Raw genomic sequence first — 26,095 nt, forward strand, 5'->3', positions numbered from 1 at the left:
CACATAACTTCTTTATATCCTAAAAGAATCCGTAAGTTTATATGTACTGATTCTTTTAATAAACTTCTATCCATTATCACTTATCTTATGGTCTCTTTCAATACGCAGAATTCGGAATTTATCACCTTTCCGATAGCCAAACACTCTAATAACATCGCTACATCTTATTTTCATAATGCATTTACCACGATATTTTCCAGAAGGAAACCAGTTTTTTCCTTTTTGCTTCGGATCATACTTTTTATACTCCAGCCCATCATCTCGGCCAATTGTTTCAAAACTTTCATGTTTAACTACCTTGTCCAGTGTTCCCCTCAATGATCTATATTCACTTTCTTCCAATATTTCTGCTCCAAATCCGCGTTCTATAGTGGAATAGTCAACTCTTGTTCCACGATACCTCTCTTTAAGTATATCATCTCGCCCTATGCCTAATTGCGAACCATATTTTTCCATCAAATATTTAACTGAAAAAACTGAATCTACATGAAACAGATTATGTTCACCACTGAATGTAACTTCTTTAATACTTATCGTTTCATCCACAAGCCCTTCACGCCTAAACGATAACAACTGGTTTGAAGTTGCTGCTGCCTCAGCCATTCCCGTCAATGAAATATTCTGGTTATCCCACAAATATAACGAATCCATATTCTGCACACAAACATCATCCCAGTATGGTCGATCGTATATCTCTGCATCCAAACTCAATTGAAAATCCTTTAATTCATCATCCCTGGAAATTATTTTTTTCAAATCACACATTCTTTCTTGTTGCGTAATCTTAGATTTATAAAAATCTTTTACTTTAGAAATTTTATTAACAGGATTTTTACGAATAATATTAATACATCCAACGACATTACCCAATTCACCAACAAATTCTTCCATCGAAGAATACTGTCCATTTAATGAGTACTCATTTAGTATAAATTCCATATTTACCACCCTAAAATAACATCCAAATCTTTCTTAATTTGATCAAACAGCCCGTTCGCATTTACTGTTGCTTTTCCTGTTTCATTTATAGGAATCAAAATTGGCTCTGAACATCCATTTTCATTTTGTTTAAAAAAATAAATCCTGACATCTTCTGCATCAATTAAATCTTGATGTATATCCTTCCTAATGCCATTATATATATGATCACTGTGTGTTTCCACAATAATCTGTACTCCACAGGATGCGATAAATGTTAAAAAATCTACGAATTTAGACTGTGCTGAAGGATGTAAATGTATTTCTGGATTTTCTATGATCAATATATCTCCTGCTTTACATGAAAATGCAGAAATAATCACTTCTGCAATATACGTAACCCCAGTTCCGATATTTTTAGGTCTGACACTGATACGCATATTCTGATTACGAAAAAAAACACGCACCAATTCCGTTTTTTCTATTGCCTCTGCAAATACATTATAGCCAAGTATTTCCTGCAGCCAATAATTTACCTGTCCATCCAATGTAAGTTTTGTTGTCTCATCATAGACAAACTGTTTCTTCACTGGTTTTGACCCTTTTTCAGCGAGATAAGAAAAAGCATACTCACAATTTATTCCAACTCCCGATTCATCGTTAATTGGCTTTTCATAAACATCCTTAACCCCCACTCTCTCAGCCGAACAATACACAATTCCAAGTTTTAATTTTTCATTTTTAACACTTATCGCATTTAAGCCTTTAATATTAACAAAAGCATTCTGAAACATTCCCTTCGCATTTGTATAATCAGCACTAATATTTATTTCTTCTGCTCCAACATATGCATTCAACAGTTCATCAGCAGTTCCTATAGTCATATATTTTCCAGTAAAAGGAGTTTTTCCCTGTTTTAATGCCAATAATGACTGAATAATACTTGATTTCCCAATGGAATTCTGCCCTGCAAGCATTGTAATTGCTCTCATTTCCAAAGAAACATCATCAAAACACTTAAAACCTTTTATACACAGTTTATCAATCATACGCTCCTCCTTAATTCATCAATAATCTGTCCTATAGACCTTTTAGATAAATCACTATTTCTAAGCTGTATTCCTATTTCACCATCATAATCTCTGTAACATACTCTCTGCATAATCCAATATGCCTTTTCAACCAACTCTTCTATATCATAATTATCAGTGCATAAACAAGCGGCCATTCCAAGAATATGTCCTCTTTCAGGTTTCATATTTGAAAATTTTCTTAAGAAAATTCTAAATAATGGTGTTCTCCCACTCCCATATTTATAATAAAAGGCACTATCTGTTAAATATTTTCTAGCTTCCGTATATATATAAGCATATTTCTCAACATTAAAATTGTTTAATCTGACATAATTAAGCATATTCTCCTGCATACTATACGGATCTTCTTCGCAATCATCACTATGATCCAAAACAAAATTCACAATATATGTTAAAAACACAACAAATTCAGCTTCTACCATTAACCTGAATGGTGTCTTACATCCACATAATGCATCACGTAAAATAAAAATACCCTTATTTTCATATAAAACGCGCCTTACCGCCTCTTCCATTTCAACTGACCAATTTCCAATATAGGCTCCAATTTTCAGATGCATATATAATGGCGTCTCATATTGAATTATACAAATTGGAATCTTCGTTCTTAAAATATCCTGTCTCTCCCGTGGAGTAAGATCTGAAAAACGTAACCATCCTTCATTTTTATAAAATTCGTAATTCTTTTTATTTTCCAATAGGCTTCCTGGCATTTCAAGCATAAGTCTTTCTACAATGAATTCTATTAAACATCGAAGTCTATTGTCTGTTTCTAATACCAGCAGCTGTCCATTTTGTAATTCAGAAACATATACCTGAGGATATGGTATCCCATATAATAGGGCATTGACAGCCTCTCTTGTAATATTCTGCTTATGCCGTTGTGAAATATTCTGATTGGGGAAAATCACTCTTCTCATTTTATATTTATCAACCAGATCATACAAATCATATTTCAGCTCATAAATACGAATTCTACTATTGTCCAAAATAATTTCCCCCTCCTGTCGCATCAGTATAATAAAATTTACAATAAATATATAGCTTTGCTATATATTTATTGCAAACTGTGTATCTGCATTTTTTATTCTAACATGAAGCCAGAAATAAAAAAAGAGTTTAGTTCCCTGGTAATAATTTATTCTTTATAGTATTTCTCCACGTTCTTCTTCAACTTTACAACTAATGTTAAAATTAATCGTACAATACCATAGCACAGCATGAATACAGAACTTCCAAGGAATACAATATATATAACCGTACAAAAATTTGCTGGCAGAAAAATATTCTGCAACACCTTATACATTTCTGCCATGCCATCATTTGTGAAAATAATTGTTAATAAAACACCTGCTGCTCACCACGGAGAGGTGTGCAAAGTTTCGAGCAGCGCAGGGAACTACCGCTCCCAGTATATCACAATTTCATCCAGTTTTATAGACGCTTTCTTGCCTTCATCACCACACAATACATCAATCACTCCGCCGACTGTGTTGTAGAAGATGTCTAATAGCTAGAACGTACCCGAACGAAGCAATTTCTTTATGGGGTCTGACCCCGAAAGTTCTTCGAATACCTCCTGAGTTTTAAGGAGATTGTAGCAGAATAAAAAGCCAAAAATAGATACGGATGATTACTTACCACATTTCTGCGACTTCCCGGCTTATGTCTATTATTCAAACTCGGCTCCATCGTAGCAAAACTTAACGGAATTAATTAATGTTCTGCCGACAATAAGATAAGTTTTTATTTCTACTACATAATTTCCACTGGCTTTCTGATGAACTGTTGCCAGAATGTTGCCATGAAGTTATTATAACAAAGGATCATCCAAAAGCAAAGGACTCTTTTTGCAACAAATTTATCTTGTCATCTAATCCGTTACAACAAATTACACTAATATGATGAGAGCCTCTATCAAGATTTAATTTTCTCTGAACAAAAATACGTAATTTAATGTTTTCTATATCTATCAGTACTGTGAAGTATCTTGTTTCTAAATCCAAACCTATTCCACATCATCACCAAGCAACTCTGTCAATTGGTCAATAACTGTTTTAAGGTTTCTAAAAACAATTTTGAGCTTTTCAGAATCAAGATTGCAAATATCCTCGCAACACTTCATTTTCTGAAAATCCGGAATTAACTTTTCTATTCCATATCCATCAACTTCTTTTCGTTGCTTTCTATATGGTTCTACATCTATACCATCCAAAACAAGAGCATTTTCAATACCTATACTAATACCTGATGCATTATTGAATCTTTGAATACTCAAGGTAATAACATTATTGAATTTTTTTAGTGGTTTGTTGGTATCGCAGTCATATAAACAAACACTTTTTACTGCAGAATTTTTGGCTGTCAAAAATGATACAGCCTTGTTCAATGCATCTTTACCCGTGTTGGCCTCCTGGCCTTTTTCATCTATGTATCCAATCCACTTAAATTGAAACCCTACATCATACCCATAAACTTCAAGTGCTTTTTTAAAATACTTTTCATCCGTCCGGCCTTCCAGATAAACAACAGGCTGTTCATCAGCCGGTATGTTAATTTTGAAAGCCTCTTGAACTACTTCGATTGAATTACACTTAAAGTATTCAGGTTTATCTTTTACAATAATATCTCCATTATCATCACGTGAAAGAATTATTACTTTATCATTTCTTCGCGTTTCATTATGAATTATAAACGGCGAATGTGTAACAGCAAAAATTTGAGAAGTCTGTTCACCACAATTTGTAAATATTCCTTTGTAATAATCCATTACCTTTGCTTGCCAATTTGGATGAAGACTTATTTCTGGTTCATCAATAAACACAAAAGCCCCATTTGTTGCATTAACATCCTTGAGTAAAAAACAACCACGATAAACTACTTGCTTTTCACCAGAACTCAAATTATTAATCGAAATATCTACACCATTCTTTTTAAAAAGAATTGATTTTTTACCTTTCACGTTTTCTATTCGACTATATGTTAAACCTTCAAACATCTTATTAAATGCAGTTGTAAATCGGGGCATACGTTCTTGATAAACAATGTCATCAACAGATTTTTTTAATTCTTTTGCAGTTCTATACGCACGAGCCAGCTCCCCATCATCCGTTGACTGTATATCAACAAGTAGTTGATTAATTTGCGTCGGCAGTTTTTCTGTTGAGCGTCTACTATCCTTTATCGAATCAAGTGTTAAACTTGTCACAGTTGAAACATCATCTGCATGAAAATTTATATCAACGTCAGAAAAAATACCACTAAACGGGTATCTGTTCTTTACATCATCAGACCCAATATATGCATTCATTCCTTGTCCGTCATTAGCATACATAAAAGTATTACCATTTGTTTGTTCTTTTAAATAATAACTAATACTAAAAACTTTTCCATTATGCTCAAACTCAACTAACACAGGATGTTTAACCGTATGAGATGCGACTTCATACAGTACATTTATAATTGTGCTTTTTCCCGTCCCGTTTTCGCCTGCAAAAATTATTGTATCAAGTGCTTTTCCATCTTTTCCGCAAAAATCCAGTTCCAGATTCTTTAAAATAGGATGCTCTTGAAATTTAATATTTCTAATTTTATACATAACATTTTCTCCATGTTCTTAACTCTAATACCTCAAACAAATGATCTACATTCTGAATCATATCATTTGTTCATATTTTCAATCAGTCCCTGATTCTGTTTCCTATTCCATGTTTAATGAACTATGTCCCCTTAACCAATCAACTTGGTCAACCTTTTTATCTCTGGGAATTTTCTTGGCTCAATATTTTCCGAAGCTTGAATCCTTCCTTTTAAACTATTTATCTTTTTCTGTTCTTCCGAAGTTACTTTTCTTCCTTCAAAACTTTTTATTTCTTGAAAATCATCATATACTCTCTTTTGCAGTCTATTCGGAACTTTCAACTCGTGATTTCCAGTAACAATCGTTCCTGTTATTGGAACATACTGTCCATGAGAATAATACTTCACCTTTCTATATTTCGGCTTATGTCCATATTTCCTTAGTTTTTGATCAATCTCACTTCTCATTTTCTTCACATCGAAAGCAACCTCTGAAGAAAAGGTCATATCATCAACATATACCGAATATATGCAACCATACTTATACGCTACTTCAGATATTTCATTAAACATATTTTCATACGCATAAAATGCCAATAACTGACTCGTAGGACATCCAGTAGGAATACCGCCTTCATATGTCACAATATCCGTACATAATCCAGCCAAATCTCCCGCCATTAACAATCTATCCCTAAAAAAGCGAAAAACATATTCTCTTTCGCAATTATCATAAAACTTTTTAATATCCATTGTTAAAAAGTAATTCGAATGAATATGTTTCTTTCCATTATCAATATAGCATTTTCCTTTTTCACCAGAAATAAGCCATTCTGGTCTTTCAACTTTTTGGAGAAGCTGTAGAATTCTTGTTTGAATTTCCTTTATTCTTCTGTCAGGTGCAGTAATATTTCTTTTTTCCACTCCATCTTTTTTATCAATCTGAAATGTATGATACCTTACAATTTTAACAATATCTCTGTATTCCTCATCTGTTATCTTTAATACCTTTTTCAAATTGTAGGGACTAATACATTTATATAAAGCACACTGTGTAATATCATATCTCTTATATTGCTTTGCCATTACTCCTCCAAATCCGGTGTCATCTTCTCAATAAGTTTTATCATCATATTTCTGATAAATTTATCACCTTTATTGCTGTTATTGGCTTCCTCATAATTTTCAGATAATAAAATTAATGAAGATAATTTCATCCCATAGATTTCCGAGTATTTTTCTAATAATTCTAACGAAGGCTGTTTTTTATTGTTTTCAATCTCGGAAAGGTAGCTTTTAGATATCTGTAATAATTCACTCATTTCAGATGCTTTATATCCATATATCATTCTTGTTCGTTTCAATGTATCCCCAATCACAATTTTTCCACCTTTCCTTAAGTCTATATATATAATCTTACGACTAATAATCAAAAATTAGATAGGTCTTCCTATAGCAATCCTCTTACTTAAAAATCTGTAACAAATACTGAACAATCTGTAACAGCATCCATAAAGCTTCAATCCCTCGAAACATCATCTTAAAAACTTTGCTTCTCAGTTTTTTACGCTTTTTCTCAGATTTTTTGTCAGGTTTTCGAGGTGCTACCTGAGCATTCTGTACATACAGCATTTTTTTCATTAAATTCACTCCTTTAGAAGCTACCTGTATAGTTTATAGCTTCCATCCCGAAAGAAGTGTGGTGCATACAGAATAACCTATCTAATCCGTTGAGCTCTGCCGAGCTTCCCGAGCGAGGCAGAGCGTGCGGTGCTTGCAGCGTGCTACGGGTCTTTGCGCAACATGCCGGCCCCTAACAGTAGAGCATTCAAAGATGCTCCTCAAGTGCTATTGCACTCCACTTTATGGGATTAGACCACAATATGAAAAATCATATTGTTATGCTGTACGATTATAATATAATATATTTTTTCGCTTGTCAACATCTTTTTTCGCTATTCGCGAACTTTTTTTCAAAGAACTCTCTGTTTGAATGGGGAAGATATTCGTGAATGTGAACTTCCAGTCTTTTTCCGCCTAAATCGAGAGTCCCTATATCTGTGCTTCAAAATAATTCTATTTTTCCGTCTTTTCTCCATCTGATCCTGCATTTAAAAAGTTCATGATCTCCTCATATGACCGCCCACTTTTTACAACTGCTGACAGGATCTCTTCTTTTCTTATGGCATCCCGCTTGTCTAACAGTTCTTTCAGATTTGCTGTTGCCTGGTCATACTTTTTCTTCGCTGCGATCACATCAGCCTCTGCTTTTTTAATCTTTTCTTCCAATGCTTCCTTACTTGTTTTTCTTGTTCTTGCCATCTTTATTTTCCTTCCTTAATTCTGCTTCTTTCAGTTCCTTACTCAGCTCTGACGCAAAGTATTTTATACTATTCGCATCCAGTCCAAAGGCTTTCAATATTACTTTCTGGTTCGCTGTTACTGCATGATCCAGACGGTATATATTGTCTAACTGACGTACCATTTCTATTTTTTCCAGCTCTTTTATTGCCGCCGGTACAGTCATATAGTTCAGTTTCTTATCCAGTTTTTTCATTTCTTCTTTTAGTTTTATGTACATCTTGCAGCGCACTATCATGGCTACAAATTCAACAAATATCTTCGCTCCTGCTGATTCTTCTGAATACACCCGGATGCTCTTATTCCCCAGATATGATTTGTCTCCGCGGAATAGTTTCTCCGATACATCCCTGTTCTTATACAGTTCGATTGCTTCCTTCGCACTCATCTTTTCCGATGTAACGATACAAAAATATCCTGCCAGATCCAGTTCTCTTTCTACCACACTGCACCGTTCTTCTGGTAGTATAAAAGCCTGGCTCTTTTCATCATAATGAAGGTTAAAATACTTCTCAAATCCAAGACCGAATTCCTTTACTTTATTCTGGTACTTTTTCAGATACTGCGTCATCTGGTTGATCCGGTTTTCAATCTCTATCCGTTCTGCGCTTTCTTTTGAAATGCTATGATACAGATGAAAATAACGCTCTTTTTTATCACTTGCATACAGTTTGTGCCGTATTGTCTTTCCGTAAACTCCATATTCATAGATATTGTTTATACGCTTATTCTCGAATGTCCCTTTATTTTCCAGGATCAGTTCATTCACAAGGGCAGACATCCCTTTCACCATGATAACAAAACTATACCCACATTTATCCATATATTGTATGTTCTCACAGCTGAAATATCCCCTGTCCAGAATGAATCCAATCTTCTTGTAACCATATCCGGATGCTTTATCCAGCATGAACTGAAGCTGGGAGATATCATTCAGACTGCTAGGATATTTTTCATAAAATAATGGTTCCTGATTATGAGTATCATACGCAACTGCATAATTAAATACCGGCTCTCCCATATCTACTTTCGGATGCCCAAATTCGACCATTTCTATATCTCCGGCCTGACAGTTTTTATTCGTTGAATCATAAGAAATATAGATCTTTTCGCGGTAATTCCGTGACTCATTCCATGTATTCAGAAATCCTGTACTCTGATCATCTGTTACTGAATTCAGGAAATCTGATACGGTTGAATCGCTGTATTGTTTCATCTTTTCCGTAAAAAGTGGATGGTTGTATGTATAATCCGGATAGTACTGCGCTGCATTGTTTTCTGCTATGATCGAATAAACAGCCAGATCTAAAAACAGCCCCATATCACGCGATCCAAAATACTTTCCAAGGATATCGTTCAAGCTGCATTCTTCTATGATCTTACGCAGTACAAAATATGTTCCTACCCTGAGACAGCTGCTTCTGGAAGTCCTGTTTTTGCTTTCCGGAAGCTCTGCATCAGGGAAATATTTCAGGAAATTTTGATTCGGTTTCATGAGTTCCGGATCCGTATCTGACAGTTTTCCGATTGTTACTCTTTTGGGAAAAGTATACTTCCGGGATGGATCATAAACCCGGTCATACTCATACTCTATATATACAACATTTGACTTTTTTCTTCGTGTGATTTTGCCTTTTACAGTTGGTACTTTCACTAAAAAATCCAGATACATAGCGCCCTCCTTTTAGGCGGTTATCCGCCTAAAATAATGGCACTATATTTCCCGGCTGTCTGCAATGGAAAAGCGCAGAAAACCGGGATTTTTTATGATTTTATTTCGTTCTTTTTTCTTTAGGTGGAAAAATTACTGGAAGTTCACATTATATAATCTATTAATCAAATATCACTATTCGTGATGCCCTTCTCTCTTCATCTGCTGGCACTAAATCAATCTTGATTCGTTTATCCTCTGACTGCTGTGCTGCTATAAAATCTTTGTATGCCTGATCTGGATCAGCAAATCTACAACATTTCAATTCATTACTGATTCTAATGTCTTTAATCCATATTTGCTGAATTTTGATATTGGCAATTTCTGTATATCTAATAAGAAACTCTGGCTTAAATAAATCTTTTGTATCGGCTTCTGTTGCAGGGGTCAATCTTGCCTCCGCATTATAAGAAGTCCATTGCATTTCCTGCGGAATTCTTCTAATACTATTAGCTAGAAAATAAAGCATCTCCTGATCGTCATTATCAAAACCGTCAGAAATGCTGAATGACACTCCAAATTCTGTCTCTACCAAAATTACATCTTTTATTAATTCCAAATCACCTTTTAATTCTTCAATACTTTCCGAACTAAGCGGTTCTTGTAATGTTGCTTTGAATAATTCTTTCTTTTCTTCCTTTGTCTCTATTTTTATTACTGAGCCTTTTAATGCAGTCATCTGGAATAGCATAAATTTTCGCACATCACTCCATGTATTGAAATTCAATCTATAAGTAAACGATATTTTTCTATCCACTAAACTATATACGATTATAATTTTCAAGCCATCACTGTCATTTTCATTTGCCATACATAAAATATGTTTATCAGGATCAACTGGTTGAATCTTCATCATCATATCATATTCCAAGTCAGAGCCATCTACCTTCAATGTACATGAAATTGCCTCTGGTAGTTTTTCCGGTACTAATCTGAAATTAGTATTTTTTACTTCTTCCAAAAAGCCATCTTGGTATGGGTCTATTTCCTCACCAAGCATTTTTATCACTTCAACTGGTTCTAACTCAACAGACTTTTGCGAAATATATGCTCTTCGTGCCATTTCTTCCAAGGAATACTTCCCAGCCACCTCTTCATCTGCAATTTTAAATCTTCCCTTTATCCGACTTGGATATTTCGTTTTAGCTTCAGGGACAAGAGGTCTACTGTATAAAAAGTTTTTACCATTGATTTCCTGGATTCCAGTTTCATAATACGGATATAATTTATGCTGTGAAGCTAATGAAGCTCTTACACTCTCAAAATATTTTGTCAGTTCTTCAGAATTTTTTCCTATATTGCGGATTGCAATCGCTGGATCATTAATCGTTATATAATTATTTTCTACAGATGAATCCTGTATGATGTTCCCATTAACTATGTTTGCAGAAATATTATTCTTCTTTTTATTTTTCTGAGTCCTGCCAAACATCACCATCAACCTTTTTAACATTAATCTCATTCTTTTTTGCAGTTTTCCGTATAACACTTGAATCTCCCTGTGTTTGAATATGCATATCCTGATGAATTGATCCTTTAATTTCATCGCTGTTAATTTTATTCTTTTTCATCGTATGTTCTTTCCACTTTGCACCAACTATAAAAGAACATGTCCAACCCGCCAAGCAACTTATTAAAAAAGCCCCCAGTGCAGTTCCAGGATCAAGTAAATTGGAAAATTGATTTCCTAACCAATGAAGAATTTCCACTATTGTCATTCCCTTCTTATGTCAATTTTTTTCGTTTTTGAACTTATAGCCTACGAAATATATCACTCCACCAATAGTTCCGCCAAGGGTATTATAACATAAATCCGAAATTTGAAATGTGCCAAGATGAAATAATAATTGCAAAAACTCTATAATAAATGAAAAAGTTGCAACAATTTTAGTTGTCTCCCATATTGTCTTTCCAAATTCTAAATTTTCCATGCTATCAAACAGTTCTTTATGAAATGCCCATAGAAACAAAATAGAAAATGGAACAAATAACATAAAATTCTCTATAGATTCTGTTGTAAACTGTCCATCTTCGTATAGTCCCCATCCTCCAAAAAGCTTTCCAAGCGGATCAAACCATATCTCACGATTTAAAACTGTTCGGAGTAATATCATTGCTGTATAAAAGGCTAATACGAATGTCCGACGAAAATTTGAAGAACTTTTAAATGCTCTCCACCACGTTCCAAACATATTTCGGATAAAATTATTCTTTTTCCACCCATGCTCCTTACCATATAAATATAAGAACATTGTTAAAAAGGCAAGGAGAACGGCAGCCCAGAAGGGCTGATAAAGTGCTGATAATACATTATATGCTATCTTATTAAATATTTCGATTATCTTACTTCCCATCATTCTCCTTTATTATTTATTTCAAATCTTCAAATAAATTCTTCTGATATACACCATCTTCTATCAGCTTGGCAAATGACTTCACTACATAGTCTTTTCTCACAAGCTTTTCTTTTAATTCCTGATAATTTTCAATAATGCCATTATGTACTGCTACAATATTTCCATTATCACTTCTATGAGGATGAGCATTATTTTCCGATGGTTCTCCATGAGTTGCCCATCTGGTGTGACCAATTCCACATGAACCAACTACCGCCTTACCATCATTTGTTTTATCAGCAAGGATCTTAAGTCTCCCCTTTGCTTTCACAATATCAACTGGATTCTCACCATCACGAACAGCAATTCCTGCCGAATCATATCCTCGATACTCTAACTTGGACAGTCCATCTAATAAAATAGGTGCTGCCTGTTCTCTTCCTGTAAATCCAACAATTCCACACATAATTATTTACTCCCTTTTTCGCTTAGCGTGTCTCTTTTTCTTTAATTACAGATACAACATTATCAACATGTTTTCTACATATCTCCTCAGTTTCAGCTTCTACCATTACACGAATTAAAGGCTCTGTACCTGATTCTCTAACAAGAATACGTCCAGTATCTCCTAATGCATCAACAACTTTCTTTACAGCATCCTGAACATCTTTATCAGCCTGTGTAACTGCTTTATCTTTTACTTTAACGTTTACAAGAACCTGTGGATAGATATGTAAATCCTCTGTGAGCTGACTCATTTTCATTTTCTTTGCCATCATAACTTCCATCATTTTAAGGCTGGTAAGAATACCATCCCCTGTTGAAGCATATTTTGAAAAAATAATATGACCCGACTGCTCCCCTCCAAGTCGGCAACCATTTTTCTGCATATACTCGTAAACATATTTATCACCAACAGCTGTTTTGGCATAACCAATTCCCAGCTCGTCAAAGGCTTTATAAAGTCCAAAATTGGACATCACTGTTGTAACAACAGTATTTGTAATCAATTTCTCACGTTCCTTCATGTATCTTCCATAGACATAAAGAATTGCGTCTCCATCGACTACATTTCCCTTTTCATCTACGCAAAGACAACGATCTGCATCTCCATCATAGGCAAAACCAACATCCAGTCCTTTCTCGACTACAAACTTCTGCAATCCCTCAATATGAGTGGAACCGGCATCTGTATTAATATTGGTGCCATTTGGATCTGCATTGATTACGTATGTTTTTGCTCCCAATGCATCGAATACTGCTTTGGCAATATTCCATGAACTACCATTGGCACAATCAAGTCCCACTTTCATACCCTTAAATGAATAAACACCCAGAGAAATCAGATAACCCACATATCTGTTTCTTCCAGAAACATAATCTACTGTACATCCAATTCTGTCCCGATGAGCATATGGAATCTCTGCATAATCTTTGCCAAATACATTCAAATTGCCATCAAGGTATGCTTCCACCAAAGAAATTGTATCTTCATCCATCTTTTCACCATTGCCATTGATTAACTTGATTCCATTATCATAGTATGGATTATGGCTTGCTGAAATCATAATACCGCAATCAAATTCATCAACTCGTGCAACGTAGGCAACAGATGGCGTAGTCGTCACATGAAGAAGATAAGCATCTGCTCCTGATGCTACCAGACCTCCAACTAAAGAATATTCAAACATATAGCTTGAACGACGAGTATCTTTTCCAATTACAATACGAGCCGGGGTATCATCGCCCGATTGATGCTTTAATTCTCCATAATACCAGCCTAAAAAACGCCCGATTTTATACGTATGATCTGCTGTTAAATTCTTATTAGCTTCTCCTCGGAAACCGTCTGTTCCAAAATATTTTCCCATTTTATTTTAATTCCTTTTCTTTTTATAAAATACTTGTTATTGTACTTTCAACATGAATATTACGGTGCGGCAGAGCCGCCTGTCCGATCATCTTGCATCGGAATACTCACAGGTTATCTACCGTTTACTTCCCTTCAGTGCATTCTGTACATACTCTGTCGTCATAATCTTCTTAATCGTACCTTCTGCATCCAGTTGCTCTGTTTTCTTTATGGGGTGCCCCCCATTGTTTCCCCATAAACAACTTTTCTCCATAACGAGTGCCAATGATATTCATCCAAGTGTCACCAAAAATCTGCTGAACAGCCTTTGCCAAATCATCGATATTCGAAGCATCCAACTCCTAGATAAACAACTGACCTAGATTTGCATGCTGGAATGCAAAAATAATCATGTTCACATCGGGGGGCTGACCCTAAGATTTCTTCAATAAGCCCAAACTTATTGAATTTTCAGCATTCTGAGCTTAAATTGACTCTAGCAGTTATTTTTCATTTTTTTCAAAGCCACTAACGCTATTTTTACTCCTGCAATCATTCCAATACAAATTAATATATATCTTAACACAGTATAACGATACAATACTAAACCGAATAACGCAGCCATGATCGTTAATATCGCCATAAACAATACTGCCTTATCATTATATACTGATTTTTCCCCAGTCTCTTTAAGATGAATCTTTCTTGCGAATATAACCTGTGCACCTGCTAATACTATATAAGCTACCAGTGTAGTATATGCAGCTGCCATATAGCCAAATATATTTATACATATGTAGTTAAGTATAAGATTTATAATAGCTGCGATAATCGAAGAATACATGATATAATTAGTTTTCTTATGGTATATGAGTAAATTAGAATACATATTTGATACAGAAGTTAAAAACACTCCTGCTGCAATAGGTGGCATAATATAAATCGCCTCATAATATTCCTTAGTAGCCAATATTTTAACTATTTCTGGCGCTAGAAAAGTAAGCATAACAGCTATAATAGCATACGATCCCATTAAAGCTAATGATAATTCTTTTATTCTATTTTCTTTTTTCTCTATATTCTGATATAAATATGGTATAAACGATGAATTAATTGCAGTCCAAACCAACAGTGAAATTGAGCTTACAGTATATAAAGTACTATATATTCCAACTGCATCATTTCCCACCATTTTGCTTATCATCATTCGATCTGAAACACTTAAAATCTGTGCTGCAAAGGCATAACCAATAAGGGGCACACTTAGTTTCAAAGAGTATTTCCAATACTTTATATTTACTATCGTTTTCCCTTTTACATATATTTTAATCCATAAAATTGCTGAAATTGCTATAGATACTATGTTAGTTGCATACAATCGCCCAACTGCAATTTGATCTGAACCCATTTTATTTAAATTTAAAACAACTATCATAGACAATATTGTTGATGCTAAAGCTGATCCCATTGTCAATACACCAGCTAATTTATATTTATATTCATATCTTTGTCTTAATAGCCAAAAATCCTGCGCCGGTGCAAAGAAAAACACTACAAGCATTAAAATCATCAGAACAGAAGGTAACCCTGTAATCCTATTCCAAATATTAGGTATGAGAAAATAAATACAACCTAAAACAATGGCCATCATTGATGTTAATGTCAAAACAGACGATTGATATTGATCCCTTTCCCCCTCAAAGTCTTTCATTGCTGCCTGAAATCCACCTGATGTTAATGATAGTGTTGCAATTACATTCAATAATGAATACCAAGAATTATATAAATTAACCATTCCAATTTCGCTTGTAGACATTATTCTCGTGAAAATTGGGACTGTAATCATTGATAACCCTCGTGAAAAAACAGACGCCATGGTATAAACCACTGCTGCTTTTACTCCCAAAGGAATATTTTGTAGTTTTTTCTTTAGCATTTAGTTCTCCTTACTGCATTCTTTCTGTTTTAATTGGACGTACATGGATCACAGATCGTAGGTGTGTGTCCACTAAATTTCTATTTTCTGCTAGAATACCAGAATTTTGCATTTTCTAACAAATTACTCTATCGTCACACAGATAACTAGCCCTGTTTCTGATTCAGAAATCAGAATACGACTACTACCTCATAGTGCTTCTGTAACCTTAGACACTGCAAACAGTTCATAATGCTAATATCTAAAATATTGTTTATAAAACATTTCCATGATCCTAGATGTTTCATATTTAAAACTAACTTTTATAACATCATTTATATTCTAACACTAACTCACTTACACTTATTCAAAAAATCATTAAATCGTTCTATATATTTATCAGGCGTAAATAATTCATTTGCAGTTCTCAATGCATTATTTTTTATTTCTTCAATTTGCTCTCTTGGCAGATTGATAATACTAAGTAATGTGGTTTCTAATGTATTCAAGTCATTATCACTAACAAGGAATCCATTATACTTATCTTTTATAAATAGATCCGTACCTCCTACAGATGTACAAATACTAGGAACCCCTAGCATCATTGCCTCGCAAAACTTTGTCGAAACTCCTGCCTTCGCATATCTTTTATTCATCCGTAATAAAACTGACAAATCCGCCATTTCTACTATACTTAGCGTTTTATCATGTGGCAATCTTCCATGGCAGTAAATTCCATATTTTTCTAATTCACTGTTCCCTACTAACTTCTGCACTTGTATTTTATCAGGACCAATTATATCAATGATAACCCGTACTTCGTCAGCATTTAATCGAATTATCGCTTGTAATAGAGTATCAATATAATCCTTTGAAGCCAATGCGCCTGCATAAACTATCTTCAGCACTTTCCTTTTATCTGAATTTTCTCTTATTAGCTTTTTCTTTTTATCAGTTTCCGGAAAAATCGGCGGTAATAAAATAGTATTACAATTTTGTTCTAAGTAATGTTGATACAAATATTTACTTATTGCTATAACATTGCCAACTTTTTTATCAATATATTTTTTTTGTAAATCTTTTTCTGTGTTAATAACTCTCGAAATGATTCCCCTATAATCTTTAGGATTTCTCCATTCCGTAGTTTCTATTACCAACTTAAATCCTGCTTTTTTAGAAAGCTTTAACATTTTTAAAATGTACAATATCGAATTTGGTTCGTATAATATGATCACATCAGGTTTTATTTTGTCAATATATTTTTTTGTTTGCTCAAAATAAATTTTTCCAAATACCTGATCCAAATTCCAATAAGCACCTCTTATCTTTCCTCGCCCCGGATAAGGATCCATGTATTGATATGTCAACTCATCCACTTCTTCCATTCTTTTGCCATCAGAAGCCAACTCACATAATACATGAACTTCATGTCCACAAGATTTCATAAATATACCTCTATTTCTGACATGAATTGATGATGCCGTGTCTGGATATCCGACATTTCCAATATATACTATTATCATGAATTGCTACCCTCTCTTTACTAATTATTTCTCTTGATAAGATTTACAATGCACATAAAAGCTTTGATTTAATCTTCTAATAATTTTTCCCATTCCTTGGCTATTTTTTTTACATTTAGTTGTTCTCTTAACTCACTTGCTTGTTTTCCCAGTCTTTTTGCTTTTTCTGGATTTTTTAGTAATCCTATTATTTCATCTGCAAATTTTCTGTCATCACCAACAGGTGTAAGTATACCATTAATGTTATTTTTTATAACCATTCTAGCACCACCTATCGGACAATCTGTACATACCACAGGAAGTCCTATTGCCATAGCTTCTAACATTGAATTAGACATTCCCTCGTAATCTGATGATGATACAAAAATACTAGCATTTACAATATACTTTTGAACATTTGCTTTTTGTCCCATAAATTTTACATTATCAGAAATTTTTAATTCTTTAGAATATTCTTCTAATTCCTCTTGCTGTTCTCCCTTACCATATATTTCTAAAATATATTCTGGAAATACATCAAAAACTCTTTTCATTGCCCTGAGTAGCATGAATAAATTTTTTTGTTGACTTAATCTATTTACAGCTACAATTCTTTTGTCTCTCACTCCATCATATGGACTCGGAATTGATGACGTAATAGGATTTGCAATTACCTTTGACTTTTTCTCTAAGCTCTTACCATAATACAGTTTCGCATCTTCGGTTTGGAAAACAACTCTATATGCTTTTTTGTAACTATACTTTACATAAATCTTCTCATACCAATTGTAAAAAAATTGGGGAGCATTTCTTTCCGATAAAATGAAATTATATTTATTTAATAAATTTCCTAATATCAAATATTGATATCCTAAACCCAATGAAATCACATAATCTGGTGCTTGATTTTTCAATATTTTTTTCAATTCTTTTATTCTAAAAAATACTGCACGTTTCCCTGTATTCTCAGGCAAATAATCAACTTTTATTTTCGCATTAATCTCATAATTATTATTTGCCTTTGAAAATGCAATAAAAGACACTTCATAACCGCTTTCACAAAAATAATCAGCTAAGGCAACTGTAACTCTTTCAGCACCGCCTCCACCTAAACTGCCTATTAAAAATGTTATCCTTTTCATTAATCTATGATTTCCCATAATATTTTTCCCTTAACGCTTTTCCAATAAGTATCATTACAATAACGCCATTATATCCCAACTCAATTTGATAATATGTAGAAACTCCCATATACGCCAGTAATACAAATAATCCGACAAATTTTGCTGCTTGAATCACTATTCTATTTTGCCCATTGTAAATTTTACTGTTTTTTAAAATGGATGCATATACACATAACCATACGATCACTGGAAAAATCCCATAATGGAACATGACAAACATAAACTGATTATCGAAATAAGTATAATTTACATTTCCTAAGTAGCTATAAGAAGCATTTATACCTAATCCAAGAATTAAATCTTTCCATGAATGCTGCGCAAAAAAGATTACGTACTGTCCACTTCTGGTATCTTCAACTCCCCTATTGAATAAATTTCCTGTAATCTCTGGAAAAACATAAGAAACTCCCAATATTGCTATGAAAATCAGCAAAAGCCCCATTAAAAACTTAACATATCTATTCCTATTACCCAGAACCGCAACAAATACAAACAATAGTACTAATGTTTGTAATACCCAACCTCTTGACTGTGTAATAAACGCAGCGGCAATAATAAACAATAAATTACAGTATATTATTTTTCTTTTATTTTTTTTGTGAAATTCTATAAAGGTCATAATGCAAGCAGATGTAAACCAACATGAAAATATTCCTTTATACGACGCATTCCTGGGCCAATTTATTCCATAATTAGACCAAAAAGAAAAAACAGCAATATAAAAACAACAACAAAAGAGTAAATTTATACGTAATAATTCATTTTCCAATATATTCCATATATTATCATCAAAACCAAGCAGTGCTGACACTGGCAACAAAATTACTGATGTAGAAATAGCTTCAAAAAAAACAGATTGAATAGGTGCTTTATCTAATGACAATACAGTCCATATCAAATAATAAAAAATCAAGCTTATAAGCAAAATTCTTATTCCTGCATGAACTTTTTTTATGTAATGTATAATACATCTAAATATCAACACAAAAAGAATAATACTTGAAAAATTCAGGAAGAAAGTTCCCCATCTTCCTTTACTAACAAATGTGTATGTATCATATATCGGCTTCCATTCACCAAACATATTTCTCAATAAACACCCTAAAACCACACATATCAAATATGTCTTAAATAAAAATTCATTTATTGTATATTTTGTTTTCATACTAAAATCACCATTTAGATTTTTCTTGCAATATATTTATATGGTCTTCTAATTCTTCATTTTCAAATCTTTCAGAAACGCGTCTACCGGGTACTCCTACATATATGCCGTAGGGATGAGTACTTTTAGTTAACACAGTCCCCGCTCCAATAACACATCCCTCTGCTACAGTTACTCCCTTAAGGATTGTTACATTAGCCCCTATCCAAACATCCTTTTCAATAATGACATCCTGATCGTTTTCGTCATCTTTTTCTTCATCTGTTACATCAGCCATGTACTTTCCTACTGCATTCATCTTGTGATCGCCTGTGATGATACTAAGTCTTGGGCCAATAATTACTTTCTCTTTAATGATAATATTTGCTCGTGTTGTCCACAACAATGCATGAGAGCCAATCGCAACATCATCTCCTATACTAATGTTGCCAATTCCCTTAATATCACTCTTTTCAGCAATATGTACATTTTTACCACAGCTTCCAAAAGAAGATTTAATTACACTTTCTCGGAAAATCTTATAAAATACCTTACGCACAAATTCTTCTGATCTGTATACGAGGCTTCCGATTTTATTGATTCCAATACCCCCCCCCATTTTTATGTAGATTTCTTCTGTCATAGCTTGTCATTTCTCAATCTCTCCACTTCCGTATAAACTCTTTCAAGTTTATCAATGTTTTGCTGTAGAGAATATGATTTTCTTATAACATCAACACTTTCCCGTCCAGCTTTTAATCTCTTTTCATCATCTGTAAGATACTCAATAATTGCACATGCCATGTTTTTACTATCACCTGGTTTATACAAATATCCATTAACTCCTTGCCTTACGATTTTAGGAATGCCGCCAACTTCTGTACTCACAATTGGAAGACCGCACCCCATAGCGTCCAATATTGCCATAGGCATTCCCTCATTGTACGAAGGGAGAAGAAAAATGTCTGCCTCTCTCAAATATTGCTTTTTTTGCTCATTTCGGATCCATCCCGGGAATTCCACATTATCTTTATATTTCGCACTGAGTTTCTGCTTGACTTTTTCGATTTCACCACTTCCACCAATAATAAACCGAGCATCCGGTATTTTTCTGCATACTTGATCTACAATAGCCGGAATATCTAAGCATCCTTTTCTCTCACATATAAATCCCAAAAAAAGAATCATCTTATGATTCGGTTTTGTAAACTTTTCTTTGATTAGATCTTCTTGCAAAATACCATAATTCTCAACAACACTAATTGTTTGTTCTGGCACGATCTCTGCGAGATTCTTCTTCCATTCTTCTGATAGCGCAATGGTTCTAATGCATTTATTGTAAATTTTCTCTATAGCTTTCTTTTTTCTCTGAGATTTTCTTCGATAGAACTCATCAAATTCTGCACCATGAACATGATTAATAACCGGAATTTTTGCAAGAGAGGCCATCTCAATTATTAACGCCTTTCTGTAAAAACTTCCTCCAAAAGAAGTATGAACATGAACTAGGTTCGGTTTCCAAACTAAAGTAGTATAAATAAACTCAAAATACGCTCTTAATGCTTTAGAAACTTTTCGAATTACATTTCCTTCACAATAGGTTTCTATAAACCGCACATCGTAATCTTCTGTCAATTGAGAATTCCTGTATCCACTGACTACCGATGTTATTCCACCCTTTGCTGTGAAGCTCGGAACTACCATACATACTTTCTTTTTCATTTTTCACCTTTATCTCTAAACAAGTACCATAAAAACTTACTATTTGTTACAAAATATCTCTTAAATAATCTTCGTGGTTCTTTCATAAAACGATAAAACCATTCAAGTCCATGATCTTGCATCCACTGCGGTGCTCTTGGGATAACTCCAGAGACTACATTAAACGCACCTCCAACTGCCACCCATACCGCATTAGACCGACTTGATAACTTATTGCAAAAAAATTCCTGTCTTGGTGCGCCCAACGCGATCCAAACAAAATCCGCTTCCGATTTACTGATTCTTTCGAGTAATTCGTCCTCTTCTTTCACAGTGAGTGATCTAAATACAGACGGTTCAGCACCTGCGATTTTCAAATTTGGATATGATTTCTTTACTGCAGAAATGAAACTATCTAGATTTTCCTGTGTCGTACCATAGAAATAGTGTTTTACTTCTGTGTTTTCTGTCCTTTTTAATACTTCCTCAAGGAAATCCGGACCTGTTACTCTTCCCATGGAGCTTTTTCCTCGTTTTTTTCCAACCACCGATAATGGTTTTCCATCTGGAAGCGTCATGAAAGAGTTATTCTGAACTTCTCTGTAATTATTATTTTCATGGGCTGTAACCGTCGTATGTACATTTGCTGCACATATATAGTGTCCTCTCGCCTCTTCAAAGTTGTCGAATAAATACTTTTGAGCCGAATTGAAATTCACCACAGATATATCCACACCAATTATCTTTATTCTCTCCATTTTTTGCATTTTAAAACTTTCTCCACACCATCTTATCTACTACACCTGTATAACTCTGGATGATCTTTACCACTTTTGAACTTACATTTTCTTCTACATAATCAGGTACCGGGATACCATAATCTTCATCCAGATTCATCTGAACTGCTGTATCAACCGCCTGTAAAAGACTCCTATCATCAATACCTGCAAGCACAAAACAAGCTTTATCCAATGCTTCTGGACGTTCCGTTGATGTTCTGATACAAACTGCCGGAAACGGATGTCCTACACTGGTGAAGAAACTGCTCTCTTCTGGAAGTGTACCGCTATCGCTTACAACACAGAAAGCATTCATCTGCAAGCAGTTATAATCATGAAACCCCAGAGGCTCGTGCTGGATGACGCGCTTATCCAATTCGAACCCACTCTGCTCCAAACGCTTACGGCTACGCGGATGGCAAGAATAAAGAATAGGCATATCATATTTTTCCGCCATTTTATTGATAGCTGTAAACAATGATGTAAAGTTTTTTTCTGTATCAATATTCTCCTCGCGGTGAGCAGACAACAGTATGTATTTGCCCTTTTCCAAACTTAATCGCCGATGAATATCCGATGCCTCAATCTTCTCCAGATTCTGGTGCAGAACTTCCGCCATCGGAGAACCTGTCACAAAAGTACGTTCTTTAGGAAGGCCCGTGTCTGCTAGGTAACGACGAGCATGCTCAGAATATGCCATATTGACATCAGAAATAATGTCTACAATGCGTCGATTGGTTTCTTCCGGCAGACACTCGTCCTTGCAACGGTTACCTGCTTCCATATGGAAAATCGGAATATGCAAACGCTTTGCGCCAATAACAGACAGGCAACTGTTGGTATCACCCAGTACCAGAATTGCATCCGGCTGAATTTCTGCCATCAGTTTGTAACTTTCAGCGATGATGTTGCCCATAGTTTCCCCAAGATCCGCACCAACCGCATTCATATATACTTCTGGGTCAGCCAATTGTAAATCATGGAAAAATACACCATTTAGATTATAATCATAATTCTGACCAGTATGAGCCAAAATCACATCAAAGTATTTACGAGTTTTGTTGATAACAGCTGCCAAGCGAATAATCTCAGGACGAGTACCAACAATAATCAATAATTTTAGTTTTCCATTATTCTTAAATGATACATTACTATAATCAGCCATTCTTTTTCTCCTCCCCCACTATCTCAAAAAATGTGTCCGGATGACTCGGATTAAAGATTTCATTACAGGTCATAACAGTCACCAAATTCTCTGTGTCAGACAAATTGATAATATTATGTGTCCACCCGGGAATCATGTGAACCGCTTCCATCTTATCACCAGACACTTCAAACTCCACGAACTCGCCTGTATTGATGTTTCGCTCCTGAATAAGTCCATGTCCAGCTACAACAATAAACAATTCCCATTTCGAATTATGCCAATGCTGCCCCTTGGTGATACCAGGTCGGCTGATGTTGACACTTACCTGTCCGCAATCCTCTGTGTGAACCAGTTCGGTAAAAGAACCTCTATTATCTACGTTCATCTTCAGCGTATATTTAAACTTGTCAGCTGGAAGGTACGTTAAATATAAGGAATACAGTTTCTTTGCAAAAGAGCCATCCGGCATCTTAGGCATCATAAGTGTAGTAGGTTGCTGTTTGAATTTTTGCAATAAATCAACAATTTCGCCCAGCGTGACCTTATGCGTAACAGGTACACAACAATAGCGGCCATCCTCTTTCAAAACAGTTTCAACACCATCGAACTCACAGTGTTTCTCTTTATTTTCCAGCAAATCAAACATACCTTCTACAAGGTCATCAATATAAAGCAATTCAAGTTCTGTGCTACGATCATTGACAGTGAACGGCTCATCATTTGCGACCGCCCAACAAAAGGTACTAACCGCACTATTGTACTTCGGACGGCTATGCCCCATCAGGTTTGGAAAACGATAAACAGCAACCTTTGCTCCCGTTTCTTGTGCATAATCAAAGAACAGCTCCTCGCCAGCCTTTTTACTACGCCCATATTCGCTGTTTCCAAAACGTCCAGATAATGTAGCCTGAATGGAAGAAGACAGCATAATAGTTGCTTTGTTGTTGTGCTTTTTCAGGCAGTCCAACAGAGCGGAAGCAAATCCGAAATTTCCCTTCATAAAATCCTCAGGGTTTTCTGGACGATTCACACCTGCCAAATTAAAAATAAAATCTGACTTTTGGCAGTATTCATCCAACTCTTCTGCTGTTGAACCTAAATCATATTCATATATTTCCTCGATTGCTATTTCTGATCGGGTTTTATTTTTTCCGTCTCGAATATTTTTTAAATTATTGCACAGGGCAGTTCCAACCATACCCTTGGCTCCTGTTACAAGAACATTCATATTCTCACCTCTTTATTTTATCGCAGTGCAATTTGGGATATCTGCATCATCTGGAACAACTGCGTCGTTGCTAATTGTCACGTTACTGCCAATTCGAACACGCTTTCCAACCTTGGCATATGTACGCACCACTGAATTGGTGTAAATCAAATCAAAATCATCTACAGAACAGTCGTGGTGGATTTCAACCCCTGGATTCAGCAGTACACCGTTACCTACTACAGAGCCATTTTGAACAGTTACATGATTCAGAAAAACGCAACCCCATCCGATTTTTGCATATGGACTTATATATGTGCTAGGATGAACCAGATTTGGAAACTCATATCCGATTTTTACTGCTATATTATAAATACTCTCTCGGACACGATTATTTCCGATCGTGACAATCAGTTTTTTATATTCTCCAAAAAGTGTCGGTAAATCCGAAGTATTTCCAATCACTTCTACTCCACATATTTCAGTGCCCATTCCAAACCCATCATCTACAAAAGCACAGTCATAATTCAAAACCGCTGTTTCAGATACAACACGACCAAATCCACCTGCACCCACTAACAGCAGTTTTTCTTTACACATTTGGAATGCCTTTCAGTTCATTCTGAACATACTCGGTGGTCATAATCTTTTTCACAGTTCCTTCCACGTCCAGACGATTCGTATTATGGCTTGTGTAAGACTCATCTGCCATAGTATGTACTTCTCCCCTGACCACAAACTTATCGTAGTTTAAATCGCGGTTGTCAGCAGCCACGCGGAAATAGTGACCCATATCCTCGCTGCGCAGACGCTCCTCACGAGTCATCAGAGTCTCAAACAACTTTTCTCCATGACGAGTGCCTATGATATTCGTACCAGTGTCACCAAAAAGCTGCTGAACAGCCTTTGCCAGATCACCGATCGTAGAAGCATCAGACTTCTGGATGAACAAATCACCAGGATTTGCATGCTGGAAAGCAAACATAACCAAATCAACAGCTTCATCCAAATTCATCAGGAAACGTGTCATACTAGGATCAGTAATAGTAATCGGATTGCCTGCTTTAATCTGATCAATAAACAGAGGAATCACGCTTCCACGGCTACACATAACGTTACCATAGCGAGTACAGCAGATGGTGGTACCACCACGTTCCGCAGCTACACGGGCGTTGGCGTAAATAACGTGTTCCATCATGGCTTTAGAAATACCCATGGCATTGATTGGGTAAGCTGCTTTATCAGTAGACAAGCAAACGACACGCTTGACACCTGCGTCGATAGCAGCGTGAAGCACATTATCGGTACCGATAATGTTGGTCTGGACAGCCTGCATAGGGAAGAATTCACAGGAAGGTACCTGCTTCAGAGCTGCAGCATGGAAGATATAATCAACACCAGGCATAGCATCACGGATAGACTGAGGATTACGGACATCTCCGATGTAGAATTTCACCTTTTTAGCTGCTTCTGGATGTTTAGCCTGAAGCTCATGGCGCATATCATCCTGCTTCTTCTCGTCACGGGAGAAAATACGAATTTCCTTCAAATCAGAGTCCAAGAAATGCTTCAAAACCGTAGAACCAAAAGAACCAGTACCACCAGTGATCATAAGAGTTGCGTTATCAAATGTAGACATATTTTTTTCTCCTTTTTTATTAATCA

Annotated in this window: 24 protein-coding genes and 1 pseudogene; all 25 read right to left on the reverse strand. The window is 35.2% G+C overall.

Annotation, left to right across the window (positions count from 1 at the left end; all coding sequences use genetic code 11):
* Positions 1 to 66 precede the first annotated feature (66 nt).
* The 25 genes and pseudogenes from LJE11_RS06320 to LJE11_RS06440 all read right to left on the reverse strand — a co-directional run bounded on the left by LJE11_RS06320 (position 67) and on the right by LJE11_RS06440 (position 26,069).
* Entirely contained in the window at positions 67 to 939 is an 873-nt protein-coding gene (locus LJE11_RS06320; protein WP_227295660.1) for a hypothetical protein, read from the reverse strand.
* A 2-nt stretch (positions 940 to 941) separates the two neighbouring features.
* Positions 942 to 1,967 (reverse strand): AAA family ATPase, encoded by a 1,026-nt coding sequence (locus tag LJE11_RS06325; protein WP_227295662.1) that lies wholly within the window; start codon positions 1,965 to 1,967, stop codon positions 942 to 944.
* The gene (locus tag LJE11_RS06330) at positions 1,964 to 3,001 is read right to left on the reverse strand and encodes a hypothetical protein (protein WP_227295664.1); all 1,038 of its coding nucleotides are present in this window, start codon (positions 2,999 to 3,001) and stop codon (positions 1,964 to 1,966) included. Before LJE11_RS06330 ends, LJE11_RS06325 begins: the two co-directional genes overlap by 4 nt.
* Before the next feature lie 1,019 nt (positions 3,002 to 4,020).
* A complete protein-coding gene (locus LJE11_RS06335) occupies positions 4,021 to 5,610 on the reverse strand; it encodes an AAA family ATPase (protein WP_227295666.1) in 1,590 nt (529 codons plus the stop codon).
* Positions 5,611 to 5,741: 131 nt separating this feature from the next.
* The gene (locus tag LJE11_RS06340; RefSeq protein ID WP_227295668.1) at positions 5,742 to 6,677 is read right to left on the reverse strand and encodes a reverse transcriptase family protein; all 936 of its coding nucleotides are present in this window, start codon (positions 6,675 to 6,677) and stop codon (positions 5,742 to 5,744) included.
* Entirely contained in the window at positions 6,677 to 6,970 is a 294-nt protein-coding gene (locus LJE11_RS06345; RefSeq protein ID WP_118687942.1) for a helix-turn-helix domain-containing protein, read from the reverse strand. Before LJE11_RS06345 ends, LJE11_RS06340 begins: the two co-directional genes overlap by 1 nt.
* A gap of 85 nt (positions 6,971 to 7,055) precedes the next feature.
* Complete coding sequence (locus LJE11_RS06350; protein WP_227295670.1) at positions 7,056 to 7,232, reverse strand: hypothetical protein; 177 nt, start codon at positions 7,230 to 7,232, stop codon at positions 7,056 to 7,058.
* Between the two features lie 435 nt (positions 7,233 to 7,667).
* Entirely contained in the window at positions 7,668 to 7,913 is a 246-nt protein-coding gene (locus LJE11_RS06355) for a hypothetical protein (RefSeq protein ID WP_118508624.1), read from the reverse strand.
* Positions 7,888 to 9,624 (reverse strand): IS1634 family transposase, encoded by a 1,737-nt coding sequence (locus tag LJE11_RS06360; RefSeq protein WP_227295672.1) that lies wholly within the window; start codon positions 9,622 to 9,624, stop codon positions 7,888 to 7,890. Before LJE11_RS06360 ends, LJE11_RS06355 begins: the two co-directional genes overlap by 26 nt.
* A 160-nt stretch (positions 9,625 to 9,784) precedes the next feature.
* The gene (locus LJE11_RS06365; RefSeq protein WP_227295674.1) at positions 9,785 to 11,152 is read right to left on the reverse strand and encodes a hypothetical protein; all 1,368 of its coding nucleotides are present in this window, start codon (positions 11,150 to 11,152) and stop codon (positions 9,785 to 9,787) included.
* Complete coding sequence (locus LJE11_RS06370) at positions 11,070 to 11,381, reverse strand: hypothetical protein (protein ID WP_227295676.1); 312 nt, start codon at positions 11,379 to 11,381, stop codon at positions 11,070 to 11,072. Before LJE11_RS06370 ends, LJE11_RS06365 begins: the two co-directional genes overlap by 83 nt.
* 12 nt (positions 11,382 to 11,393) lie before the next feature.
* A complete protein-coding gene (locus LJE11_RS06375; protein ID WP_227295677.1) occupies positions 11,394 to 12,020 on the reverse strand; it encodes a VanZ family protein in 627 nt (208 codons plus the stop codon).
* 73 nt (positions 12,021 to 12,093) lie between these two features.
* Positions 12,094 to 12,465: pseudogene (locus LJE11_RS06380) on the reverse strand (glutamine--fructose-6-phosphate transaminase (isomerizing)); the annotation flags it as partial.
* Positions 12,466 to 12,487: 22 nt separating this feature from the next.
* Complete coding sequence (gene glmM / locus LJE11_RS06385) at positions 12,488 to 13,870, reverse strand: phosphoglucosamine mutase (protein WP_227295679.1); 1,383 nt, start codon at positions 13,868 to 13,870, stop codon at positions 12,488 to 12,490.
* 477 nt (positions 13,871 to 14,347) lie between these two features.
* Complete coding sequence (locus tag LJE11_RS06390) at positions 14,348 to 15,787, reverse strand: lipopolysaccharide biosynthesis protein (RefSeq protein WP_227295681.1); 1,440 nt, start codon at positions 15,785 to 15,787, stop codon at positions 14,348 to 14,350.
* A 332-nt stretch (positions 15,788 to 16,119) separates the two neighbouring features.
* Complete coding sequence (locus tag LJE11_RS06395; protein WP_227295682.1) at positions 16,120 to 17,289, reverse strand: glycosyltransferase; 1,170 nt, start codon at positions 17,287 to 17,289, stop codon at positions 16,120 to 16,122.
* 68 nt (positions 17,290 to 17,357) lie between these two features.
* Positions 17,358 to 18,428 carry a glycosyltransferase gene (locus LJE11_RS06400; RefSeq protein ID WP_227295683.1) on the reverse strand — a complete coding sequence of 357 codons (1,071 nt, stop codon included), beginning with the start codon at positions 18,426 to 18,428 and terminating at the stop codon, positions 17,358 to 17,360.
* Complete coding sequence (locus LJE11_RS06405) at positions 18,415 to 19,617, reverse strand: hypothetical protein (RefSeq protein ID WP_227295684.1); 1,203 nt, start codon at positions 19,615 to 19,617, stop codon at positions 18,415 to 18,417. Before LJE11_RS06405 ends, LJE11_RS06400 begins: the two co-directional genes overlap by 14 nt.
* A 7-nt stretch (positions 19,618 to 19,624) precedes the next feature.
* Positions 19,625 to 20,239 carry an acyltransferase gene (locus LJE11_RS06410; RefSeq protein ID WP_227295685.1) on the reverse strand — a complete coding sequence of 205 codons (615 nt, stop codon included), beginning with the start codon at positions 20,237 to 20,239 and terminating at the stop codon, positions 19,625 to 19,627.
* A complete protein-coding gene (locus LJE11_RS06415; RefSeq protein WP_227295686.1) occupies positions 20,236 to 21,318 on the reverse strand; it encodes a glycosyltransferase family 4 protein in 1,083 nt (360 codons plus the stop codon). Before LJE11_RS06415 ends, LJE11_RS06410 begins: the two co-directional genes overlap by 4 nt.
* Positions 21,315 to 22,064 (reverse strand): WecB/TagA/CpsF family glycosyltransferase, encoded by a 750-nt coding sequence (locus tag LJE11_RS06420; RefSeq protein WP_227295687.1) that lies wholly within the window; start codon positions 22,062 to 22,064, stop codon positions 21,315 to 21,317. The genes LJE11_RS06415 and LJE11_RS06420 overlap by 4 nt, the downstream gene beginning before the upstream one ends.
* Position 22,065: 1 nt before the next feature.
* Positions 22,066 to 23,241: a non-hydrolyzing UDP-N-acetylglucosamine 2-epimerase gene (gene wecB, locus LJE11_RS06425; protein WP_227295688.1), complete on the reverse strand. Its 1,176-nt coding sequence runs from the start codon at positions 23,239 to 23,241 to the stop codon at positions 22,066 to 22,068.
* Positions 23,234 to 24,451 carry a polysaccharide biosynthesis C-terminal domain-containing protein gene (locus LJE11_RS06430; protein WP_227295689.1) on the reverse strand — a complete coding sequence of 406 codons (1,218 nt, stop codon included), beginning with the start codon at positions 24,449 to 24,451 and terminating at the stop codon, positions 23,234 to 23,236. Before LJE11_RS06430 ends, wecB begins: the two co-directional genes overlap by 8 nt.
* Before the next feature lie 12 nt (positions 24,452 to 24,463).
* The gene (locus LJE11_RS06435; RefSeq protein WP_227295691.1) at positions 24,464 to 25,030 is read right to left on the reverse strand and encodes a PglD-related sugar-binding protein; all 567 of its coding nucleotides are present in this window, start codon (positions 25,028 to 25,030) and stop codon (positions 24,464 to 24,466) included.
* Positions 25,023 to 26,069: a polysaccharide biosynthesis protein gene (locus LJE11_RS06440; RefSeq protein ID WP_221717916.1), complete on the reverse strand. Its 1,047-nt coding sequence runs from the start codon at positions 26,067 to 26,069 to the stop codon at positions 25,023 to 25,025. The genes LJE11_RS06435 and LJE11_RS06440 overlap by 8 nt, the downstream gene beginning before the upstream one ends.
* Positions 26,070 to 26,095 lie beyond the last annotated feature (26 nt).

It is taken from the genome of Blautia sp. DFI.1.216, assembly GCF_020594215.1.
GTDB classification, from domain to species: Bacteria; Bacillota; Clostridia; order Lachnospirales; family Lachnospiraceae; genus Blautia_A; species Blautia_A wexlerae.